The following is a 20,924-nucleotide window of genomic DNA, read 5'->3' as shown; positions in this document are numbered from 1 at the left end:
TCCTAATTTAATAATTGTTTAAATTTAAGGGCAAGTTCAACACTTCCAATCCCGATACGCAAATCCTTAGCGATTTGCTCCACACTCTTACCCTCTTTAAAAAGCTCAATAATTTTTTGCTCTTCATTTTCATAGCTTGGACTTAATTTGCTAATGTTTTGTGTCTTTTGTTCTAAATTTAAAATACGATTTTGCTGTTCGTTTTGAAATTCTTCAATGATATACTCAACATTTTTTAAAGAACTTAAAACAGGTGCGATTTTGGCATTTATTTCTTTTTCAAGCATGATTTTTAATTCTTCTTTTAAAAGCACAATATCATAATCTTGCAAACCGCTTTTACCTTCCAACTCCTTGCGCAAAAAATGCTCTTGTTTAGACAAATCTTCAACAATTTTTTCAAGTTGCTCAATCCTGCGCATACTTTCTTTATCTTTAACATAAATAAAAACAAGCATAATCGCCAAAACAACCACAACAACAATCAAAAAAAACACATCATTGCTCATCTTTTCCCTTTAAATTTTTTATCATATCCCTTTGAATTTCAACAACAAAAGCAGAATACACACTTTCATCATCACTTTTAATCTTAATGATCTTTGCAGTATTAGCATCTAAAGCTTTTAAAAATACAGCAATTTTTTGAGAATTTAAATCAAATCTCGCATAATACTCACTCCCACTCTCCAAAAGCTCTTCACTAAATTTCAAGCATTCAAAATTCATCGCACAAATAAAGCCTTTTTGCCCTAATTCAAGTAAAGATTTTTCTTCATTACTTTGCTTAAGACTAACAATATCACTCTTAAGTTCAAGCAATAAATCAAAAACCAAACGCTCTCCCTCGCTAAAATCTGTTCTTGAAGATAATTTTTTCCATTTTGCTAAAGTTTTATTTGCATTCAAATTTAAATATTCTTGCAAAAAAACAGAATCACTCAAATCACTCTTTTGAAATTCTATCTTTAAGCCCGTAGTAAAAAAATTCATTTCCATAATAAATCAACCCAAATAAAAATAAAAAACACCATACTCAAATAGCCATTTAAAGTAAAAAATGCCTTATCAATCTTAGCAAAATTCTTTCTGACAATAAAATGTTCGCTAAGCAAAATAACTCCAGAAATTATCACGCCACATAAAGCAATATATCCTAAAGGCGCAACCCAAACGAATAAAAGCCAAAAAAGCACTGCTAAAAGATGACAAAAAGCAGAGATAAAAAGCGTTGCATTAAGCCCAAATTTCGCAGGTATAGAGTGAAGTCCAGCTGATCTATCATACTCCATATCTTGCAAAGAATAAAGTAAATCAAAACCCGCTGTCCAAAACATCACTCCCAAACACAAAATCACACTATAAATGTGAATTTCACCCATCACAACCACACTTCCTGCAATGGGCGCAAGTCCTAGACAAAAGCCCAAAACCAAGTGTGCCAAAGAGCTAAAACGCTTAAAAAGCGAGTAAATAGCCAAAACAAAAAGTATAGGAAAAGAAAGATAAAAAGCCAAAGCATTGATAAAATAAGAGCTTAAAATAAAAATCAAAGCATTGGCAATAATAAAAGCAATAATGCTAAATTTTCCGATTTTTCCGCTAATATTTGGCCTATCTTTACAACGCGGATTAGGTTTATCAATGTCCTCATCAACAAAACGATTAAATGCCATAGCAAAATTTCTCGCACTTACCGCACAAATAACCCCTAAAATCAAAGCCTTAAAACCAAACCAAGTACTATCATTTACAATCTTTGATGCTACTATCATAGAAGTAAACAAAAAAGGCAAAGCAAAAATAGAATGCTTAAAAACAATCAAATCTAAAATGTCTTTAATTTTCGAATATATCAAATTCATTCTCACTCTTTTTTAGATATTTTTGTTATGATTTTACTAAAATAATTTTAAATTTAGGATATTTTTTAATGTTTTTTGAATTTGCACTCATTGGAACTACAGCTTGCGGAAAAACAGAACTTGCCAATAAACTTGCTTATCATTTCAATGCTTGCATTTTAAGCCTTGATAGCTTGTGTGTTTATAAGCAAATTAATATAGCAAGTGCTAAAACAGACGCAAAGACCCTTGAAGAACTTTGCTATTTTGGAGTCAATTTACTTAATGTAGATGAGCATTTTAATATCGCTATGTTTTTTGAAGAATACAAAAAAGCTAAATCTCACGCCCAAGAAAATCATCGCCCTTTAATCATCACAGGCGGAACAAGTTTTTATCTCAAAGCCCTAATGGATGGTTTAAGCGAAAATATCAATGCTAGCCAAAGTCCTTTAAATAACGATGAAATTTATGGACTTTTAAAACAAATTGATCCTAAGGCAAAAATAGAAAAAAACGATACCTATCGCCTTAAAAAATGGCTTGGAATTTATGAAAAAACAGGGCAAATTCCTAGCGAATTTTTAGCACAAACCAAACAAGAAGCTTTGATAAAAAATTTAGATATCTTTGAAATCACATGGGAAAAAGCTGATCTTGAAAAACGCATTATCCAAAGAACGCATTCTATGCTTGAAAATGGGCTGATTGACGAGGCTAAAGAGCTTTTTGAAAAATACGATGAAAATTTAAAAGCCTTAAATTCCATAGGATTAAAAGAGTGCAAAGAATTTTTGCAAAACAAGCTCACAAAAGAGGAGCTTTGCGAACAAATCATCATACACACAAGACAACTCGCAAAAAGACAAAGAACTTTTAATAAAAAATTTCAAAGCAAGGCTTTAAATTTCGCCCAAGCTTTTGAATTTTTATGCACTAATTATAGTTTATAAATTTTGCTCTTGCAAAGACTGGGCTTGATAATGCGCGATTAAAGGCTCGATGATTTCATCAAACAACCCATCTTGCATAATGGCATCTAAACGATAAAGCGTGAGATTGATACGATGATCACTAATGCGGTTTTGCGGGAAATTATAAGTGCGTATGCGCTCACTTCTATCTCCGCTTCCTACTTGAGATTTTCTTGCTTCGCTTTCTTGAGCTAAGCGTTCATTTTCTTGCATTTCAAAAAGTCTTGCTTTTAAAACTTTCATCGCACTTTCTTTATTTTTATGCTGACTTTTTCCATCTTGATTAACAACGACTATGCCTGTAGGTATATGAGTGATTCTCACAGCAGAATCGGTAGTATTAACACTTTGCCCACCGTGTCCTGAAGAGCGCATTACATCGATTTTAAGATCGTTTGGATTAATTTGTATTTCTATATCATCAACTTCTGGCATCACAGCAACAGTAATGGCAGAAGTATGCACACGACCTTGAGATTCAGTTTGTGGGACGCGTTGAACGCGGTGAGTGCCACCTTCGTATTTAAGTCTTGAGTAAGCCCCTGTGCCCTTTACTAGCATAATAATTTCTTTAAATCCCCCCACACTTCCTTCGCTAGAGCTGACAATTTCAAGTTTATAATCACGGTTTTCAGCATACCTTGCATAAGCTTTTACAAGATCACCAACAAACAATGATGCTTCATCACCACCCGTTCCAGCACGAATTTCAAGAAAAATATTTTTCTCATCATTAGGATCTTTAGGTAAAAGTAGAATTTTTAGCTCTTCTTCAAGCTTTGGTTTTAAGTCTTCTAAATTTTTTAATTCCTCTTTAGCAAGCTCGCCAAGCTCCACATCGCTAAGTAAAATTTTATTTTCTTCTATATCTTCTAAAGTTTTTAGATATTCTTTTGCTTTTAAAACTATGGGTTCTAAATTTTTTTGTTCTTTTGAAAGTGTAGTCATTTTGCCGATATCATTAATGATATCAGTATCACTAAGAAGAGAATTTAACTCTTCAAAGCGTTTTAAAAAAGGCTCTAATTTGCTAGCTAACATTAAAAACTATTAAAAAAATTACGCGATTTTATTAACTAAAAGAGCGAGACGACTCACGCGACGAGATGCAGTTTGTTTTTTAAGAAAACCACGACTTACCATAGCGTGGATACTTTTATTTGCTACTTTTAAAGCTTCAGTTGCCGCTGCTTTATCATTGTTTTGTGCTGCTTCGCGAACTGCTTTTGTGATATTTTTAAGTCTAGTTCTGTAAAATCTATTTCTCTCTGTTTTTTTGATAGTTTGTCTTGCTCTTTTTTCAGAAGATTTATGGTTTGCCATTTTAAGTTTTCCTTTTTTGAAATTAAAGTGCTAATTATAAGCAATAAAAATTGAAAATTTGCTTAATTTAAGTATTTTTTTAGAAATAGCCAATTTTCATCAAAACAAATTTTGCAAGCTCACATCCCAGTCCACAAAATCAAATTTCATCATAACACCATAAATAATCGCACACAAAAGTCCTGCAAAAGCCCCTGCGAGCATATCATCAAGCATTACACCTAAACCACCTTTAGTCTTTTTATCAATTTTTCCTATAATTGAAGGTTTTGTGATATCAAAAATTCTAAATAAAATAAAAGAAAGTATAAAAGCAAAAAGCGTATTGCCACAAATTGCTAAAGCTAAAAAAACTCCAGCAACTTCATCAATCACCACATGTTTATCATCATGAATTCCACTTTGTTTTTCATACTCATCAATGATTTTTATAGATACAAAAAAAATCAAAAACGAAAGCAAAAACAAAGTCGTAATCCCCAAATATTTTAAAATAAAAAAAGCAGGGATTAAAGCCGCAAGAGTTCCAAAAGTCCCAGGGGCTTTTTTAACACAACCTGAATAAAAAAAAGTTACATAAAATTTAATCATAATCACACCATATAAGTCATTTGATAAGTTTTTAAAAGCTGCTCGTAAAATTCTTCATCTTTTCTGCGTTCTACTATTTCACTTGTCACAAAAAGATCATTATAAAGTTTTTGCATATTTTTAAAACGATTTGGGAAAAGATGAGTCAAAATACTTGTTGAAATTTCCCTTCTCATAAAAACTGAAGGAGGAATGATACCAAGTCTTAGTAAATTTCTTAAAGAATTACTGTTGTATTTCATATGATGATGAAGACCGTGTGGGCAAGATTTAGTGCTCACTATCATTTTACACTCTTCGCAAAAAACAAATTCAGGCAAAACAATAATTTCTATGCCACATTCCTTAGAAAAATCATCTAAAATAGTTTGAGGCTGATTGTGATAATAAAACATCCCAAGCCCAGTATGATTTTGCCCCACAACAAGTTTAGTACATCCTAGACTTTTAGCAATAACACTTTCTAAAACCGGATTTAAATGCGAATGAAAAATATCGATATTTTTTAGCGGAAAGACAAAAACGCGATCAGGTGGCAAGTATTTTTGTATAAAATCTTGCAGATATTTTTGTTTCACGCTAAATTCTAAACCATTTTCGCCATAAGATTCAATCAAAAATATCACAACCAAATCTGCCTTATCAATGGTCCATCTAAACATTCTTTCATGAGCTCTGTGTAAAGGATCAAAACTTGAAACAATGGCTGTGATTTTTTGAGCATTGATATTATTTTTCACTCTTATAAAATCTTCTTTGATTTTTTTAATATGAGAATTATAAATTTCAAATTCTCCCCCAATACAAAATTTACCTAAATCATCCAAAGAACAAGTATTTGGGCTAAAAATATCTTTAACATTTTTTGAAGTCTTAAATTTGCTTTTTAAAGTAATTTCCCCAACAACCTTATCTTCACAAACAAACTCTAAAACATCACCAATACGACTTTGCTCTATAATTTTTTCACTTAGTAATGGAGAAAAAGTTAAACTATAAGGTGTAATTTCGCCTCTAAATTTTCCTGTTTGTGCAACTTCATCCCTTTCTTCTTCACTCATTAAATGCGTGCAAGTTCCAAGCATCCCTTCTTTGATTAAAGAAAGAATTTCAAATTCATTTTTTTGTATAGTGATTTGTTTATTTTTTCTTGACAATGCCATATTTTTTCCTTTTCTCCCACAAGGACTTACGAGAAATTCCTAATTTTTTAGACAAATCCGTATCAGGAAAAACATTTTGATAAGTATGGATGATATATTTTACATATTCATCTATAGTTAAAATTTCACTATTGTGTAAGGTTTTTTCTGTATCATTAAGGTTTATGATATTAAAATTTGCCCCCTCTACTTCTGAAGTTGTATGCAAAATCACTGATTTTTTTTGCATAAACTCCAAAACCCTCTCTTTTTCACTACCTTTTAAAGTTTGAAAATTAGTCAAATAAAACAAACTGTATTCGCTAAAAGATTTAAAAATTTTATCCAAAGAATTATTATTAGACAAATCGATATAAGATAAAATTAAATCCCTTTCCTTAATATAATTAAACACAAAAGTATCGGCATTTATTTGAATATTGGCTTGCAAAATAAGCGGTAATTTAATTTTCTTATAATCAAATTCTGCAATCTTCACTGTTTTAAGTTTAGATTCTATATAACCACTATAAGTCTTATTAATAATCTCGAGTTTTTTATAATGTTGATAATGTTTGATTTTCCTTACAAGCTCTTCTATCATAAAAGGCTTTTGGATATAATCACTTGCTCCAGCTTTTAAAGGCATCGAAACTGTATCAGCACTCACATAAGAAATAAGCAAGATAATCACACTTTGCTTATGCACTTCAATAACTTGAGAAAAGTTATGTACTCCGGTAGAAAGCAAAATCACATCGTAATGTTTATTTGCATTCATATCATTAACAGAAGAGATAATTTCACAATTAAAACCCATATCGCTAAGCTTTATGCTAATGCTTTGTGCTAAGTAAATTTCGTTTTCTACAATTAAAACTTTCATATCGCCGTCCAATCAAAATATTTCAAATTCACATTGCTCATTACTGCTATACCTTCCTTTCTACCTATAAATCCGAGTTTTTCTGTTGTAGTTGCCTTGACATTGATTCTAAACATTTCAATATTTAGAGTTTTTGCTAACTTCTTGGCAATTTCTTCTTTAAATTTTTGAAGCTTTGGCTCTTGTGCTATAACAGTAATATCCGCATTTACAAGCTCAAAACCTACTTCTTGCACCTTTTTATAAGCTTCTTTTAAAAGTTCTATAGAATTTGCATTTTTGTATTTCATATCCGTATCTGGATAAAGTTCGCCAATATCACCTAAACTCGCAGCACCCAAAAGTGCATCAGTTAAAGAATGCGCCAAAACATCGCCATCAGAATGTGCCTTTAAACCCATAGTAGGATGAATTTGTACCCCTCCTAAAATCAAAGGCCTATTTTCTCCAAATTCATGCACATCAAAACCATTGCCGCAAAAAATTTCACTCGCAGGTTTTGGAAGTTTCATTTTTTTTAAATCCTCTTTATAAGTGATTTTTCTAGCATTTTCATCGCCTTGTATATACCAAATTTTACCACCCACACTTGCAACCGCCGTGCTATCATCGCTAAATTCCACACCGCTTTCTAAAGCCTTTTTTAAAAGCTTAGTACGCGAAAGTTGTGGGGTTTGTATGAGTTTTATTTTTTCTCTTTGTAAAATTTCATTTTCCAAGATGCTTGTATCAACTACTTTTAAAGTAGGAGTGATGCAATCAGCATTAGGAATATTTTCAATCAATTTTTTAAGCATTTTTTTTGAAATATTAGCCCTTGCAACATCACTCACCATCACAAATTCAGAATTTACTTTCTCAAGAGCATTTTTTAAAGACTGTGCACGTGAATTTCCGCCCTGAATAATCTCATAATTTGAAGAAAATTTTTGCATATATTTAGCATTACTAGAAGTAACAATTATTTTTTTGAAATTATAATAAGAACTCAATTTTTTTGTAACATAAAGCCATAAAGGATCATGATTTAATCTCAAAAATTGCTTTTTTACTTTCAAATCAAACCTTGTAGAATCACCAGCTGCGAGCATTATCAAACTAATATCAAACACAAATTCCCTTAAAATAGTTTTGTATTATGTTACCATATTATACACTTACAAAAAGCTAAATTTTATTTATTTATAGTAAAATCCTTACAAAAAATTAAAAGGAGAAATTTTGGAAGAGCAAATCAAACAAAAACTTATGCAAGTAAAATACCCAAATTTTGACAAAGATATAGTCAGTTTTGGTTTTGTAAAAGAAATCAATGTAAAAGATCAAAATGCAAATATAAAATTAGAAATAGTTTCTGCAAGTACTGATATAGCAAATACCTTAAGAACAGATATTGCAGAGGCTTTAAAAGATTTAAATTTAAAACTCGATCTTCAAATCATACAACCAAAAATCCCAGAAGAAAAAAGCAATTCAAGAAGCGGTAAAAACATCGCTCCGCAAGTTAAAAACTTTATCATGGTTTCAAGTGGAAAAGGCGGAGTAGGAAAATCTACAACCACAGTAAATTTAGCTATTTCTATGGCAAAAATGGGTAAAAAAGTAGGGATTTTAGATGCAGATATTTATGGACCAAATATTCCAAGAATGCTCGGTGAAATAGGCACTCAACCAGAAGTTGTGGGTTCAAAACTAAAACCTATTTTAACTCATGGCATTTATATGATGAGTATGGGCGTTTTAATTGAAGAAGGACAAGGGCTTATGTGGCGTGGGGCAATGATTATGAAAGCCGTGGAACAACTTTTAGCTGATGTGATTTGGCCTGAACTTGATGTTTTATTTTTAGATATGCCTCCAGGAACAGGTGACGCACAAATCACTTCCGCACAAAGCATTCCAATTACCGCAGGAGTTTGCGTAAGCACCCCGCAAAGCGTTTCTTTAGATGATAGCAAAAGAGCCTTAGATATGTTTAATAAACTCCACATTCCAATCGCTGGAATTATTGAAAATATGAGCGGATTTTTATGTCCTGATAATGGCAAAGAGTATGATATCTTTGGTAAAGGTACAGCAGAAGATATGGCAAAAGCTTATGGTAGCGAGGTTTTGGCACAAATTCCTATCGAGATGATTGTAAGAGAAGGTGGTGATGAGGGCAAACCTGTAAGTTTTTATCATCCTGAAAGTATAAGCTCAAAACGCTATTTGATAGCAGCTGAAAAAATTTGGCAAGTTATAGAAAAAATCAACAACGAAGGTGGAGCAGATAATTCTGCAATTCAACCTATAATGAATGGTAAAAGTGCTTGCTCTAATTAAAATTTAATCATCCTAAAGGAATAAATTTGTCATCACAAAGGGATAAACTTTCGTCATTCTGAAAGAATAATACATTTTCACTCATCATGAGCGAAACGAAAGATCTAAAGTATTTTAAATAGAGATGTTTCACTTCGCTCAACACGACAAGGAAGAATAGAGATTCCTTGTGTTACTTAAAATGACAAGTCTTATATCAAGCTTTTGCATATATTTTAATTCTTTTTTGCATCTCTTTGGATATAATAAAAGTTTTAATTTTTACAAAGGAATGATAATGATTAACACCAAAGAAGATTTTTTACTTTTAATTAAACAAATCGAGCAAAAAAGCGGCTACAAAAAACCAATGGCATTTGGTATAGCAAGACTTGATAGAGGGCAGCTCAATAAAAATAAAATTTTACAAGCTAATTTTGCTTTAATTAATTACGAGCAAAATTATGGCTCTGCAGCAATTATGCTTGAAGCTTTTATGCAAAGGGGAGTGGAGATTGATTTTAATGCGAGTGAATTTGTGCAGACTTTAAAATTAGAAGATATCGATTTCGCACTTTCTTGCTTTAAACCTTTTTTAGAAGAAGAAGGGCATAAAAATATAGACATTTTAAAAATCATCAAAGACAAATTCAAAGATGAAGAATTTGCCTTTGTATGCCTTTTTGAAGACAAAGCACCTTTAAGTGTAGAAAGTGTTTATCTCAAACTTTACTTGCTTTCCACAAAAAAAGTACCTTTAAGAAGTATCAATCTAAATGGAGCTTTTGGACTTTTAAATAACGCTGCTTGGAGTGATGATAAGCCAATCGAGCTTGAGTATTTAAGAGAAAATGAAATGCGTTTGAAAATGAGCAATCAATACCCAAAAATTGATTTTGTTGATAAATTTCCACGCTTTTTAGCCCACATTATCCCTGAAGACAATACAAGAATTTTAGAAAGTTCCAAAGTAAGAATGGGTGCATCTTTAGCTGCTGGCACAACGATAATGCCGGGTGCAAGCTATGTAAATTTTAATGCGGGTACAACAGGAGCTTGTATGGTTGAAGGGCGTATCAGCTCGAGTGCTATTGTAGGAGAAGGATCTGATATTGGCGGTGGTGCTTCAATTTTAGGTGTTTTAAGCGGAACAAGTGGAAATGCCATAAGTGTAGGTAAAGCTTGCCTTTTGGGTGCAAATTCAGTAACTGGAATTCCTTTAGGGGATAATTGTATAGTCGATGCAGGAATCGCTGTTTTAGAAGGGACAAAATTCTTAGTCAAAGATAGCGAAGAACTTGCTAAGCTTAATCCAAATTTTGACTTTAGCAAAGAAATTTACAAAGGCATAGAATTAAAAGGACTTAATGGACTTCATTTCCGCCAAGACTCTATAAACGGGGCAATGATAGTAGCGCTAAATAAAAAAGCTATCAAACTCAATGAGGCTTTACACTAAAAATTTTACAGCCTATTTTGGCTGTAAAATTTTACTCATAATTTTAAAATACCATTTTATCTTTGCTTAAGATTAGGAATATTAGCATTTGCAACTTGAGTATCAATTTGTGTAAGCATTTGCAAGGTTTCTTCAAATTCAAAGCTTTCTTCAGGATTTTGCATAAGAAAATTTTGCATAAATTCTTTTTTAGCTATAGCCTCATCGAGTTCTTTATCACTTCCTTTTTGATAAGCACCAATACGAAGCAAAACTTCATTTTCTTTTAAAAGCGAATTTAAGCGTTTAAATTTCCTTGCTAAAAGTTTATGCTCAGGCGTGATAATATCACTCATTACCCTTGAGGCTGAATTTTGTATATTAATAGGCGGATAAATTCCAAAATCGGTTAGCTCGCGGCTTAAAACAATATGCCCATCTAAAATAGAACGGCTTTGATCAGCGATTGGATCGCTCATATCATCTCCATCAACCAAAACCGTGAAAAATGCTGTTATTGTACCTTTACCTTCTTCTTTTCCGGTGCGCTCCATAAGTTGAGGTAAAAGGCTTAAAACGCTTGGTGGATAGCCTTTTGTAGTAGGGGGTTCGCCAAGAGCAAGTCCTATTTCTCTTTGTGCCATAGCAAAACGCGTTACACTATCCATGATAAAAAGCACATCTTTGCCTTGTTCTTTAAAATACTCTGCCACACTCATAGCACAAAATGCCCCATATTTACGCATTAGGGCACTATCATCGCTGGTTGCTACGATAATAACCGTATCATCAAGTTTTCCACCTAAATTTTTTTGTATAAATTCAGGGATTTCGCGCCCCCTTTCGCCTATTAAAGCAATGACTTTTATCGGGGCTTTGGAATTTTTTACTATCATTCCCATTAATGTGGATTTTCCTACACCGCTTCCAGCAAAAATACCAAGTTTTTGTCCCACACCACAAGTTAAAAGTGCGTCTATAGTTTTAACTCCTACAGGAAAAACTTCTTCTATAAGTCCTCTTTTCATCGCATCAATGGGTGCACGCATGATAGGCATATATTTACTTGCCTCAATAGCACCTTTGCCATCTTTTGGCCGCATAAAAGGATCGACCACGCGTCCTAAAAGCTCATCGCTAACACCTATTTGCATACCTGCATCACTCATAAAGACACGATCACCTATTTTAAAGCCTTCAATAAAAGAAAAAGGGCTTAAATAGCTAAATTGCTCTTTAATCTCAACCACCATAGCCAAAGTGCTTAAATTTTCGTTTTCATTTGAAACAAGTTTTACTATATCACCTATACCTGTTTTTAAACCCTTTATTTCAATATTAGTTGATGAAATTTTAGTGATTTCGCCAAAAACGGCATTTAAATTTTCTTTAGAAATTTGCTTTCTTAATTTTTCTAAACTCATTAAAACCTAACTTGTTTTGGAGAATTTATTAAAGAAAAAAATTCTTTTCTAGTTTTTTCATTTTTGATAAAAAGCCCACGCAAAGCCGAAGTTGTAGTAGTAGAATTTACTTTTTGTACTCCACGCATCTCTACACACATATGTCTTGCTTCTATAACTACGCCAACGCCTTTTGCGCCAACATTTTGCATTAAAGCATCTGCAATTTGCTCAGTGAGTTGCTCTTGAATTTGAAGTCTTCTTGCAAAAACCTCAACAAGGCGTGGAATTTTACTAAGCCCAACGACTTTTTTATCAGGGATGTAAGCTACATGTACGCGACCAAAAAAAGGCAAAAGATGATGTTCGCAAAGGCTATAAAATTCTATATCTCTTACCAAAACCATTTCATTATTTGAGCTTTCAAATAGAGCATCATTTAAAATCTCTTTAACATTTTTTTCATAACCACTTGTTAAATACTCAAAAGCTTTAAATACACGATTTGGGGTTTTTACTAAACCTTCTCGATTTGGATTTTCTCCTATGATCTCAAGCATAGCTTTTACACAATTTTCAAATTTTTCTTGCACAAAAATCTCCAAGATGTTTATTTTTAAAGTAACTTGGCAAATTTTAACATAAATAACTTTAATTTTTATGCAAGGAATAAGGAAAATTTTGGTATAGTGGCAGATAAAATTTTTATTATTTAAGGAAAATCAATGGAAGTAAAAGCCAAGCAACTTGACTCTGTAAATGCTACTGCTAGCGTTAAAATTCCTGCAAGTTCTATCAATGCTGAAGTAGAAAAATTAGCAAAACAAGCATCAAAAACCGTAAAAATGGATGGTTTTAGAACAGGACATGTGCCAGTCGCAGCTGTTTTAAAAAGATATGCAAAACAACTTAATGGCGATGCTGAGAGAAATTTGTTCCGTAAAGCTGTTAGCGAAGCTTTAAAAGAATTAAAAAAAGAAGGCAAGGATCTTGTAGGCGATCCATATTTTGAAAAATTCAACCGCGAGAAAGATGAAATAAATGTTGAAATAGCTCTTTCTTTCAAACCTGATATTAAATTAGAAGGATATGAAAAATTCATTCCTGAATACTCTACTCCAAAAGTAACCAAAAAAGAAATTGATACAAAAAAAGAAGATTTGCTTAAAAGTTTCGCTACTTTAGAGTCTGTAAAAAAAGCAAGAAAGCTTAAAGAAGGAGATTTTGCAAAATTTGACTTTGAAGGCTTTGTAGATGGTAAAGCTTTTGAAGGCGGCAAGGCGCAAAATTATATCTTAGAAATCGGCTCAAAGCAATTCATACCTGGATTTGAAGAAGGTATGATAGGACTTAAACCTGAAGAGGAAAAAGACATAGAAGTTACCTTTCCAAAAGAATACGGTGCAGAGCATTTAGCAGGTAAAGCGGCAGTTTTTAAAGTCAAACTTCACGAAATACAAGAACTTAAAATTCCTGAACTCAACGATGAAATGTTAAAAAAAGTTTTACCAAATGAAAAAGAACCAACAGAAGAAATTCTTGAAACAAGACTCAAAGAACAAATTAAAAATGAAAAATTATTCAAACTTGTAAATGAAGAGTTAAAACCTAAATTTGCAGATGCTTTGATTGAAAATTTTGATTTTGACATCCCAAGAGGAATTGTAGAGCAAGAAACTGATATACAGTTTAGAAACGCTTGGAATACTTTTAGTGAAAAAGAAATTGAAGAGCTTAAATCAAGCGAAGTGAATTATCAAATCAAAAGAGATAGTTTTAAAGAAGAAGCTAAAAAAAGCGTCAAACTCACCTTTATCATAGATGAATTAGCCAAACTAAGAGGCATTAGTGTTAGTGATCAAGAATTAGTTCAAGCAGTGTATTTTGAAGCTTATCGTTTTAAAATTAATCCGAAAGAACATCTTGAAAATTACAAAAAACAAGGTGCATTACCGGCTTTAAAAATGGCTTTAATTGAAGATAGATTATTTAGCGATATTTTCTTAAAAGATAAAAATTCAGCCAAAGAAAGCGAAAAATAATGTTTATCCCTTATGTTATAGAAAAAACAAGTAGAGGCGAAAGAAGCTATGACATCTACTCAAGACTTCTAAAAGATAGAATTATTATGTTAAGTGGCGAGATAGATGATAATCTTGCCGCTTCGATAGTGGCACAATTTTTATTTTTAGAAGCAGAAGATCCCGACAAAGACATTTATCTTTATATCAATTCTCCAGGTGGTGTTGTAACAAGTGGCTTTAGCATTTATGATACGATGAATTACATAAAGCCGGATGTTTGCACTATTTGCATAGGTCAAGCTGCTTCTATGGGAGCGTTTTTGTTAAGTTGTGGAACAGAAGGTAAACGCTTTGCTTTGCCAAATTCACGCATTATGATTCATCAACCTTTGGGTGGAGCACGCGGACAAGCAACAGATATAGAAATTCAAGCAAAAGAAATTTTAAGATTAAAGTCAATTCTAAATAACATCTTAGCCAAAAATACTAAGCAAAAACTCTCAAAAGTCGAAAAAGATACAGATAGGGATTTTTTTATGAGTGCAGCTGAAGCAAAAGACTATGGACTTATCGATAAGGTTTTAGAAAAAAGCTTTAAATAAAAAAAGGGGAAACATGGATTTTGAAAGCGATGATTTTTTATCAGATTTTAACTTCGATCAAAATGAAACAAAAGAACCTCAGAAAATAAATAAAATTAGTGGGGGAGAGCTTGAAAAATTTGCACGAGCGGTATTAACGCAACTTGTTGATGATAATGTTCCTCCAACTCCTGAAAATTTTAGAATTTATTTTGAAAAAATGATCGATGGAAAGTCCATGACTTTACAGAAAAAAATTTCTGAATTAATGGAAATTGAAAGCAAAAAAGAAGATAAACAAGTCTTGATAGAAAACGAAGTCAAACGAAGCTTCTCGTCTTTAAAAATCCTACTGCAAGATATAGCTATGATTTACAAAAACACAGAAGTAATGGTTGATCTTACCCACAAAAGAATGTCAGAGCTTTCTATAAATTCCAATAGCCTAACAGCAATTAATATAATTGATACTCTAAAGATGGATTTAGAGCGCTTTTCAGCTTTACTTGAAAAATATTCTTTAAATATCAAATACAGCTTTGAAGAAGTTTCGCAAGTTTATAAATCTATAGAAGAACAAAGTGATTTTGATCCCAAATATGGCGTTTATAATAAAAAATTCTTACTGAAAACTTTAGATAATTTCAAAGAAGGTTTTTCAAAGTATAACTATCAAACTTCTTTGATTTTTCTTAGAGTCAAAGAAAGCGTTTTTGCAAAAATTTTAAGTCAAAAAGAAAAAACTATTTTGTTGAAAAATATTTCTAAAATTCTTACAAAACACATAGCAAAAGGCGATATCATCGCACATTATGAAAACGGAATTTTTGTAGCTATTTTAAAACATACCAACTTAAATGATGCAAAAAAAATATGTGAAGATTTATTAAGCTTTATTTATAATACAAACTTTTTCATGAGTGGAATTGAAATTGAAATGGATTTGGAAGCGGTGCTTACTTGCATTAGCGATGAATTTAGCAATGAAAAAATGATAGAAAAAGCCATCAACGCTTTGGAACTTACAGGCAAAGAAACACAGCAATTTGCTGTGATAAATTAAGGGCAAAATTTGAAACGAGAAATCATCACTTATCCTAACAAAAACCTTTTTTTAAACTCCAAAGTTATAAGCGAATTTAACGAAGAATTACACATTTTATTAGATGATATGTATGATACCATGATAGCAAATAATGGCGTTGGTTTAGCGGCCATTCAAGTCAATGTTCCACTTCGTGCTTTACTTGTAAATATCCCAGATGAAAATGAAGAGCAAAAAAAAGAAAATTTACTTGAAATCATTAATCCTCAAATCGTCCCTTTAGACGATGAAAAAATCAGCTTTACCGAAGGTTGTTTAAGTGTGCCTGATTTTTACGAAGAAGTAGAACGCTACAATCACATCTTACTCAAATACCAAGATCGATTTGGGAATTTTAAAGAACTCGAAGCTAAAGGCTTTTTAGCAGTAGCAATCCAACATGAAAACGATCATTTAAACGGACATTTGTTTATTGAAAAGCTCTCTTTTTTAAAAAGAAAGAAATTCGATAAAGAATTCAAAAAACAACAAAAAAAATCTAAATGAAAAAATTAAAATGTATAAGCTACGATGAAAATTTAGACATCATTGATGTAGAATCAACTCTTACAAGAGGCTTGCCAGGTTTTGGTATAGTAGGTCTTGCAAATATAGCCATCAAAGAAAGCATTGAACGCATTAAAGCCACTCTTTTAAATTGCAATTTTAACTTCCCTGCTAAAAAAATCACCATTAATCTAAGCCCATCGGGTATCCCAAAAAGGGGCTCACATTTTGATTTAGCTATTGCCACACTTATACTTTTACACAATGAAGACTTGCAAGACTTCTTTGTAGTTGGAGAATTAGGGCTCGATGGGAGCATTAAAAGCACCAATGAGCTTTTTTCTTTGCTTTTATTTTTATCCGCAAAAGTCAAAAATGCTCGCGTGATCGTCCCAAAAAGCATAGCTTTAAAAGCTTCTATGATACCGAATTTAGAAATCTTTGGACTTGAAAATTTAAATGAAGTCATAGAATTTTTTAAAGAAAAAAACTATGATAAATTTAAATTTTCCCAAATCCATCCTTTATTTGAAAATCCTATCATTTTAAATGATGAAATTTTCATAGCCAATCAAAATTTTGCTCTCGATTTTAGCGATGTTAAAGGTCAAGAAAATGCCAAAAAAGCTTGTATGATCGCCGCACTTGGTATGCATAATATCTTGTTTGAAGGCAGTCCAGGAAGCGGCAAAAGTATGTGTGCAAAGCGCTTAGTATATATCATGCCTCCTCAAAATTTAGATGAAATTCTAATGCAAAGCGCTTATATGTCTTTAAATTCTAGCGAATGTGAATTTTCGCAAACTCGAATTTTTAGACACCCACATCACACAAGCACTAGAGCTAGTATCTTTGGCGGTGGAACAAAAAACGCAAAAATTGGCGAAGTTGCCTTAGCAAATGGGGGAGTTCTATTTTTTGATGAATTTCCACATTTTTCTAAGCAAATTATTGAAAGTCTAAGAGAGCCTTTAGAAGATCATAAGATTCACATTGCAAGGGTAAATTCCAAAGTCACCTACGAAACAAAATTCAGCTTCATAGCTGCACAAAATCCTTGTCCTTGCGGAAATTTATTCTCGAAAAATTTATCTTGCACTTGCAGTGAAGTTGAGATTAAAAAATACAAAAACCGCATCTCTGCTCCTATTTTAGATAGAATCGATCTTTATGTGGCAATGGATGAAATTTCAGCTAAAGATAAAGCAAGTTTAACTTCCAAAGAGATGAGCCAAAAAATTTTTGAAGCCTTTGCGTTTAGCAAAAAACGTGGACAAAAAGAATTTAATGGAAAATTAAAAGATGAAGATATTAAAAAATTTTGCATAATGGAAAATTCAGCTCAAGAAATTTTAAATTTAGCCATTTCTCGCTATAAACTTTCACAAAGAGGTATCAACAAAACCTTAAAAGTTGCTCGTTCCATTGCAGACTTAAATGCCAGTGAGTTTATCAACAAAGAGCATATTTTAGAAGCTTTGAATTTTAGGATAAAAAATGCTTTATGAATTATCATTAATTCTAGCTTTTTTATGCTTATTGTTAATAAGTTTTATTTGGATAAAATCCTCTAGCAAAAACACAGAAAAAGAAAATGCTATTTACAAAGAAAAAATACAAGAACTACTCAATCAGCTCCAAGAAATAAAAATAAAAGAAGAAAAGCTTATCCAAGAAAAAATACAATTGATTTCAAAATGCGAAGTATTGGAAAATAAAAATTCAGAGAGAGAAAAATTAAAAGAAAGCTATGAAAGAAAATTACTTGACTTAGAAAACAAACTAAACCAAAAAGAAAGCGAAAAAGAAGAGCTTCTAAAAAGCTATGCTCAAGAAAAAGAAAAAATCAAAGAAGATTATCAATGTAATTTAACTCTTTTAGAAAAAAAATTTGAAGAAAATCTAAAAAATCAAAACTCCACTCTCATCAATCAAAACAAAATCATACTAAATGAAGATGTCAAAAAACTTTTAGAAGAGATTTTCTTACCTGTTAAAAAAAGCGTAAAAGAATACAGCGAAAGATTAAACCATAATGAGATAAGTTTAAAAACACATATAGAAAATATGTTTAAATTTAGCCAAAATATGGGTGAAAATGCCGATAAGCTTGCAAAAATTTTAAAAGGCGATAAAAAAATTCGTGGTAATTTTGCAGAGCTTCAACTCAAATCTGTGCTTGAAAATAGTGGTCTAGTTGAAGGTTTGCAGTATAAATTGCAAGAAAAATTTAAAGATGAGGGCAAGACTTATATCCCTGATGCGATTGTGTTTTTAGATAAACAAAAAAGTATTATTATCGATGCTAAGTTTTCTTTGCCTAGTGATTTTAGTTTTGAAGAGTTAGATTTAAGCGTATGCAAAGAACTTGCATTTAATCTAAAAGCTAGGATAGATGAACTTGCCAAAAAGCCTTATGCGCAGTTTGATAAACACACTCATGAGTTTGTTTTGCTTTTTGTGCCTTATCAAAATATTTTAGATTTGATTTTAAGTGTTGATGCGTCAATTTATCAATACGCTTATCAAAAAAAGGTCTATCTAACCACGCCAAATACTCTTTTTATGGCTTTAAATACCATTGATATTTCTTGGAAAAACATACAAAGCAATGAAAACATTTTAAAAGCCTTTGAAGAGCTGGGTAAATTTCATGATAAATTTGCGGGTGTTTTAGAAGATTTTGATAAAATAAAAAACAACATAAAAAGCTTAAATACAAATATAGACAATATGCAAACTAAATTAAATAGTGGTAGTGGTAATTTAGCTTCAAGGGTTGTAAAACTAAAAGAACTTGGTGCTAAGACAAATAAATTAATTACTTGTGAGTTTAGCGAATGAAAACAATTAGCAATGATATAAAATTACTAGAGCAAAATGCTATAAATAAAGGCTTAGATGAGCTTATTTTAATGGAAAATGCAGGGCTAAATTTAGCTAAGCTTATCCAAAAAGAAGCCAAAAAAATTCGTAAAAATTTTAAAATCAAAAAAGTAAAAATACTTTTTTTACTAGGTGGTGGCAACAACGCAGCAGATGGCCTTGTGGCTTTAAGAAATTTAAAAAATGCAAAGGCTTATAAGCTAGGTTTTAGAGAAAATGAAACTTTTAAAAAACAAGAGCAAATTTTAGAAAATTTTGGTTTTAAATTTATGCAAAAAGAGCCAAAATTGAAAAAATTTCACATCATTGTTGATTGTATTTTGGGTACAGGGATTAAGCGTGAAGTAGATGAAAAAACAAAGCAAATTTTAGAAAAAGCAAATAAAAGCAAAGCTTTAAAAATCGCTTGTGATATACCGACAAATTTGGGCTTTTTACCTTGTTTTAAAGCAGATATTACGCAGTGTATGGGGGCTTTGAAAGAAATCTTACTTGAAGACTTTGCTAAAGAATTTGTAGGCAAAATTAAGATTGCAAATTTAGGCGTAAATGATAAATTATTTAGTCCTAATCAAAATGCTTTTTTGCTAGAAAAAAAGGACTTAAAAACCATAAAAAGAAGCACGAGTTCCAATAAAGGTAATTTCGGACATATTTACATAGTAGCAAATGAAAGTGCAGGCACTTTAGCGGGGCTTGGAGCTTTAAATTTTGGTAGCGGGCTTGTATCATTAGTCGCTAAAAAAAGCTTTTCGCCACTTTTAATAATAAAATCAAGTCTTTCAAAAGAAGCAAGTGCTATATCTTTAGGAATGGGACTTGAGAATCTAGATATCTTAAAAGATGAAATTTTGCAAACCATACCTTTGGTTTTGGATGCAAATTGCTTTTTAAGCGAAGCTTTACTTTGGTATTTAAATAGAGAGGATGTTATCATCACGCCACACCCAAAAGAATTCACAAGACTTTATAAAATGTGTTTTGATGAGGATTTAAGTGTAGAAGTTTTACAAAAAAACCGCTTTTTTTATGCTAAAAAATTCGCACAAAATTATAGTTGCGTTCTTGTTTTAAAAGGTGCAAATCCCATCATCATACAAAAAGAAAAACTCTATGTGATAAATTTAGGAAACGAAGCCTTAGCAAAAGGCGGAAGTGGAGATGTTTTAAGCGGTATGATGGCTGCACTTTTGGGTGCAAAATTCACTCCTTTAAAAGCAGCAAAAAACGCTTGTTTGGCACATGCTTTGATAGCTAGAAAATATAAATTTAACAAAAATAGTTTTGATGCAATAAAACTCATAAAAGGATTAAAATGCTTGTAAAATTAGCCGTGCTTTTTAGCGGAAATGGTAGTAATTTAGAAAATATTTTAAATCGTCTTCATCAAAAAACTATAGGTTCAAACACTTATGAAGTCGTGCTTTGTCTTTGCAATAAAAAAGACGCCTTTGGCATACAAAGGGCTAAAAAATTTGGCCTTGAAAGTGTGATTGTCGATCATAAAGATTATAAAAGTAGAGAAGAATTTGATGAAATTTTGGTACAAAAAATCAAAGAAAGCGGAGCAGATCTTGCAATTTTAGCGGGATTTATGCGAATTTTAAGCCCTATTTTTACAAAAAATATCAAAGCCATTAATCTTCACCCCTCATTACTTCCACTTTTTAAGGGTGCAAATGCCATAAAAGAGAGCTTTGAGAGTGATATGAAAGTGGCTGGAGTGAGTGTGCATTGGGTAAATGAAGAATTAGATGGTGGAAAAATCATCACTCAAAAAGCTTTTGAAAAAAAGAATTTAAGTTTTGAAGATTTTGAAGCAAAAATTCACGCCCTAGAGCATGAAATTTTACCTTTGAGTGTGATAGAAATTTTTGAAAGTAAAGTTAATTTACCAAAATAACTTTTATTGTTAAAATATTTTTTTAAAAAATTTA

General features: G+C 31.7%; 22 protein-coding genes. 11 read left to right on the top strand and 11 right to left on the bottom strand.

Features of this window, described 5'->3' with window-relative positions:
* Nucleotides 1-2: 2 nt before the first annotated feature.
* From AAH949_RS00315 to mqnP, 3 genes are read right to left on the bottom strand one after another with little or no spacing between them, the layout of a single operon-like run.
* A complete protein-coding gene (locus AAH949_RS00315) occupies nucleotides 3-509 on the bottom strand; it encodes a hypothetical protein (protein ID WP_348518639.1) in 507 nt (168 codons plus the stop codon).
* A complete protein-coding gene (locus tag AAH949_RS00310; RefSeq protein WP_134238234.1) occupies nucleotides 499-999 on the bottom strand; it encodes a hypothetical protein in 501 nt (166 codons plus the stop codon). The genes AAH949_RS00315 and AAH949_RS00310 overlap by 11 nt, the downstream gene beginning before the upstream one ends.
* Nucleotides 990-1,865 (bottom strand): menaquinone biosynthesis prenyltransferase MqnP, encoded by an 876-nt coding sequence (gene mqnP / locus AAH949_RS00305; RefSeq protein WP_348518638.1) that lies wholly within the window; start codon nucleotides 1,863-1,865, stop codon nucleotides 990-992. Before mqnP ends, AAH949_RS00310 begins: the two co-directional genes overlap by 10 nt.
* Before the next feature lie 68 nt (nucleotides 1,866-1,933).
* Here mqnP and miaA point away from each other — a divergent pair, with 68 nt between their 5' ends.
* The gene (gene miaA / locus AAH949_RS00300; protein WP_134238232.1) at nucleotides 1,934-2,797 is read left to right on the top strand and encodes a tRNA (adenosine(37)-N6)-dimethylallyltransferase MiaA; all 864 of its coding nucleotides are present in this window, start codon (nucleotides 1,934-1,936) and stop codon (nucleotides 2,795-2,797) included.
* Here miaA and prfA read toward each other — a convergent pair.
* From prfA to AAH949_RS00270, 6 genes are all read right to left on the bottom strand, one after another.
* A complete protein-coding gene (gene prfA, locus AAH949_RS00295) occupies nucleotides 2,792-3,859 on the bottom strand; it encodes a peptide chain release factor 1 (protein WP_134238231.1) in 1,068 nt (355 codons plus the stop codon). The two genes, miaA and prfA, sit on opposite strands and share 6 nt — an antisense overlap.
* A gap of 18 nt (nucleotides 3,860-3,877) precedes the next feature.
* Nucleotides 3,878-4,141 (bottom strand): 30S ribosomal protein S20, encoded by a 264-nt coding sequence (rpsT, locus tag AAH949_RS00290; RefSeq protein ID WP_348518637.1) that lies wholly within the window; start codon nucleotides 4,139-4,141, stop codon nucleotides 3,878-3,880.
* Nucleotides 4,142-4,240: 99 nt separating this feature from the next.
* Complete coding sequence (locus AAH949_RS00285) at nucleotides 4,241-4,732, bottom strand: phosphatidylglycerophosphatase A (RefSeq protein WP_348518636.1); 492 nt, start codon at nucleotides 4,730-4,732, stop codon at nucleotides 4,241-4,243.
* 2 nt (nucleotides 4,733-4,734) lie between these two features.
* Nucleotides 4,735-5,895, bottom strand: a complete 1,161-nt coding sequence (locus tag AAH949_RS00280; protein WP_348518635.1) for a sulfate adenylyltransferase — start codon at nucleotides 5,893-5,895, stop codon at nucleotides 4,735-4,737.
* Nucleotides 5,873-6,760 (bottom strand): response regulator, encoded by an 888-nt coding sequence (locus AAH949_RS00275; protein WP_134238227.1) that lies wholly within the window; start codon nucleotides 6,758-6,760, stop codon nucleotides 5,873-5,875. Before AAH949_RS00275 ends, AAH949_RS00280 begins: the two co-directional genes overlap by 23 nt.
* Nucleotides 6,757-7,872 carry a bifunctional 2-C-methyl-D-erythritol 4-phosphate cytidylyltransferase/2-C-methyl-D-erythritol 2,4-cyclodiphosphate synthase gene (locus tag AAH949_RS00270; protein WP_348518634.1) on the bottom strand — a complete coding sequence of 372 codons (1,116 nt, stop codon included), beginning with the start codon at nucleotides 7,870-7,872 and terminating at the stop codon, nucleotides 6,757-6,759. The genes AAH949_RS00275 and AAH949_RS00270 overlap by 4 nt, the downstream gene beginning before the upstream one ends.
* Nucleotides 7,873-7,981: 109 nt before the next feature.
* Here AAH949_RS00270 and AAH949_RS00265 point away from each other — a divergent pair, with 109 nt between their 5' ends.
* Together AAH949_RS00265 and AAH949_RS00260 are read left to right on the top strand one after the other, a co-directional pair.
* The gene (locus AAH949_RS00265; RefSeq protein WP_134238225.1) at nucleotides 7,982-9,085 is read left to right on the top strand and encodes an Mrp/NBP35 family ATP-binding protein; all 1,104 of its coding nucleotides are present in this window, start codon (nucleotides 7,982-7,984) and stop codon (nucleotides 9,083-9,085) included.
* A 277-nt stretch (nucleotides 9,086-9,362) separates the two neighbouring features.
* Nucleotides 9,363-10,523 carry a 2,3,4,5-tetrahydropyridine-2,6-carboxylate N-succinyltransferase gene (locus tag AAH949_RS00260; RefSeq protein ID WP_348518633.1) on the top strand — a complete coding sequence of 387 codons (1,161 nt, stop codon included), beginning with the start codon at nucleotides 9,363-9,365 and terminating at the stop codon, nucleotides 10,521-10,523.
* Nucleotides 10,524-10,579: 56 nt separating this feature from the next.
* Here AAH949_RS00260 and fliI read toward each other — a convergent pair whose 3' ends face one another.
* Complete coding sequence (gene fliI, locus AAH949_RS00255; RefSeq protein WP_348518632.1) at nucleotides 10,580-11,926, bottom strand: flagellar protein export ATPase FliI; 1,347 nt, start codon at nucleotides 11,924-11,926, stop codon at nucleotides 10,580-10,582.
* A complete protein-coding gene (gene folE, locus AAH949_RS00250) occupies nucleotides 11,926-12,498 on the bottom strand; it encodes a GTP cyclohydrolase I FolE (protein WP_134238222.1) in 573 nt (190 codons plus the stop codon). The genes fliI and folE overlap by 1 nt, the downstream gene beginning before the upstream one ends.
* Nucleotides 12,499-12,630: 132 nt before the next feature.
* On the opposite strand from folE, the gene tig reads away from it, so the two are divergent.
* From tig to purN, 8 genes are read left to right on the top strand one after another with little or no spacing between them, the layout of a single operon-like run.
* Nucleotides 12,631-13,947 carry a trigger factor gene (gene tig / locus AAH949_RS00245; RefSeq protein WP_348518631.1) on the top strand — a complete coding sequence of 439 codons (1,317 nt, stop codon included), beginning with the start codon at nucleotides 12,631-12,633 and terminating at the stop codon, nucleotides 13,945-13,947.
* Nucleotides 13,947-14,531 carry an ATP-dependent Clp endopeptidase proteolytic subunit ClpP gene (clpP, locus tag AAH949_RS00240; protein ID WP_348518630.1) on the top strand — a complete coding sequence of 195 codons (585 nt, stop codon included), beginning with the start codon at nucleotides 13,947-13,949 and terminating at the stop codon, nucleotides 14,529-14,531. The genes tig and clpP overlap by 1 nt, the downstream gene beginning before the upstream one ends.
* Nucleotides 14,532-14,544: 13 nt before the next feature.
* Nucleotides 14,545-15,573 carry a diguanylate cyclase gene (locus AAH949_RS00235; RefSeq protein WP_134238219.1) on the top strand — a complete coding sequence of 343 codons (1,029 nt, stop codon included), beginning with the start codon at nucleotides 14,545-14,547 and terminating at the stop codon, nucleotides 15,571-15,573.
* A 9-nt stretch (nucleotides 15,574-15,582) separates the two neighbouring features.
* Nucleotides 15,583-16,101, top strand: coding sequence for a peptide deformylase (gene def / locus AAH949_RS00230; protein ID WP_134238218.1), 519 nt, complete (start codon nucleotides 15,583-15,585; stop codon nucleotides 16,099-16,101).
* On the top strand, nucleotides 16,098-17,609 hold the full coding sequence (locus tag AAH949_RS00225) for a YifB family Mg chelatase-like AAA ATPase (protein ID WP_348518629.1): 1,512 nt from the start codon (nucleotides 16,098-16,100) through the stop codon (nucleotides 17,607-17,609). Before def ends, AAH949_RS00225 begins: the two co-directional genes overlap by 4 nt.
* Nucleotides 17,599-18,945 carry a DNA recombination protein RmuC gene (gene rmuC, locus AAH949_RS00220; RefSeq protein WP_134238216.1) on the top strand — a complete coding sequence of 449 codons (1,347 nt, stop codon included), beginning with the start codon at nucleotides 17,599-17,601 and terminating at the stop codon, nucleotides 18,943-18,945. The genes AAH949_RS00225 and rmuC overlap by 11 nt, the downstream gene beginning before the upstream one ends.
* A complete protein-coding gene (locus tag AAH949_RS00215; RefSeq protein WP_348518628.1) occupies nucleotides 18,942-20,312 on the top strand; it encodes an NAD(P)H-hydrate dehydratase in 1,371 nt (456 codons plus the stop codon). Before rmuC ends, AAH949_RS00215 begins: the two co-directional genes overlap by 4 nt.
* Nucleotides 20,303-20,890, top strand: coding sequence for a phosphoribosylglycinamide formyltransferase (gene purN / locus AAH949_RS00210; protein WP_348518627.1), 588 nt, complete (start codon nucleotides 20,303-20,305; stop codon nucleotides 20,888-20,890). Before AAH949_RS00215 ends, purN begins: the two co-directional genes overlap by 10 nt.
* Nucleotides 20,891-20,924: the final 34 nt, after the last annotated feature.

It is taken from the genome of Campylobacter sp. CCS1377, assembly GCF_040008265.1.
GTDB lineage: Bacteria > Campylobacterota > Campylobacteria > Campylobacterales > Campylobacteraceae > Campylobacter_D.
This window is presented reverse-complemented; position numbering and strand designations above follow the sequence as displayed.

Coding starts and splice junctions, on each gene's coding strand:
- purN (WP_348518627.1), top strand. CDS start 20,303: ATGCTTGTAAAATTAGCCGTGCTTTTTAGCGGAAATGGTAGTAATTTA.
- mqnP (WP_348518638.1), bottom strand. CDS start 1,865: ATGAATTTGATATATTCGAAAATTAAAGACATTTTAGATTTGATTGTT.
- AAH949_RS00260 (WP_348518633.1), top strand. CDS start 9,363: ATGATTAACACCAAAGAAGATTTTTTACTTTTAATTAAACAAATCGAG.
- AAH949_RS00315 (WP_348518639.1), bottom strand. CDS start 509: ATGAGCAATGATGTGTTTTTTTTGATTGTTGTTGTGGTTGTTTTGGCG.
- rpsT (WP_348518637.1), bottom strand. CDS start 4,141: ATGGCAAACCATAAATCTTCTGAAAAAAGAGCAAGACAAACTATCAAA.
- rmuC (WP_134238216.1), top strand. CDS start 17,599: ATGCTTTATGAATTATCATTAATTCTAGCTTTTTTATGCTTATTGTTA.
- AAH949_RS00310 (WP_134238234.1), bottom strand. CDS start 999: ATGGAAATGAATTTTTTTACTACGGGCTTAAAGATAGAATTTCAAAAG.
- AAH949_RS00275 (WP_134238227.1), bottom strand. CDS start 6,760: ATGAAAGTTTTAATTGTAGAAAACGAAATTTACTTAGCACAAAGCATT.
- miaA (WP_134238232.1), top strand. CDS start 1,934: ATGTTTTTTGAATTTGCACTCATTGGAACTACAGCTTGCGGAAAAACA.
- AAH949_RS00235 (WP_134238219.1), top strand. CDS start 14,545: ATGGATTTTGAAAGCGATGATTTTTTATCAGATTTTAACTTCGATCAA.
- tig (WP_348518631.1), top strand. CDS start 12,631: ATGGAAGTAAAAGCCAAGCAACTTGACTCTGTAAATGCTACTGCTAGC.
- fliI (WP_348518632.1), bottom strand. CDS start 11,926: ATGAGTTTAGAAAAATTAAGAAAGCAAATTTCTAAAGAAAATTTAAAT.
- AAH949_RS00225 (WP_348518629.1), top strand. CDS start 16,098: ATGAAAAAATTAAAATGTATAAGCTACGATGAAAATTTAGACATCATT.
- prfA (WP_134238231.1), bottom strand. CDS start 3,859: ATGTTAGCTAGCAAATTAGAGCCTTTTTTAAAACGCTTTGAAGAGTTA.
- AAH949_RS00280 (WP_348518635.1), bottom strand. CDS start 5,895: ATGGCATTGTCAAGAAAAAATAAACAAATCACTATACAAAAAAATGAA.
- clpP (WP_348518630.1), top strand. CDS start 13,947: ATGTTTATCCCTTATGTTATAGAAAAAACAAGTAGAGGCGAAAGAAGC.
- AAH949_RS00215 (WP_348518628.1), top strand. CDS start 18,942: ATGAAAACAATTAGCAATGATATAAAATTACTAGAGCAAAATGCTATA.
- AAH949_RS00285 (WP_348518636.1), bottom strand. CDS start 4,732: ATGATTAAATTTTATGTAACTTTTTTTTATTCAGGTTGTGTTAAAAAA.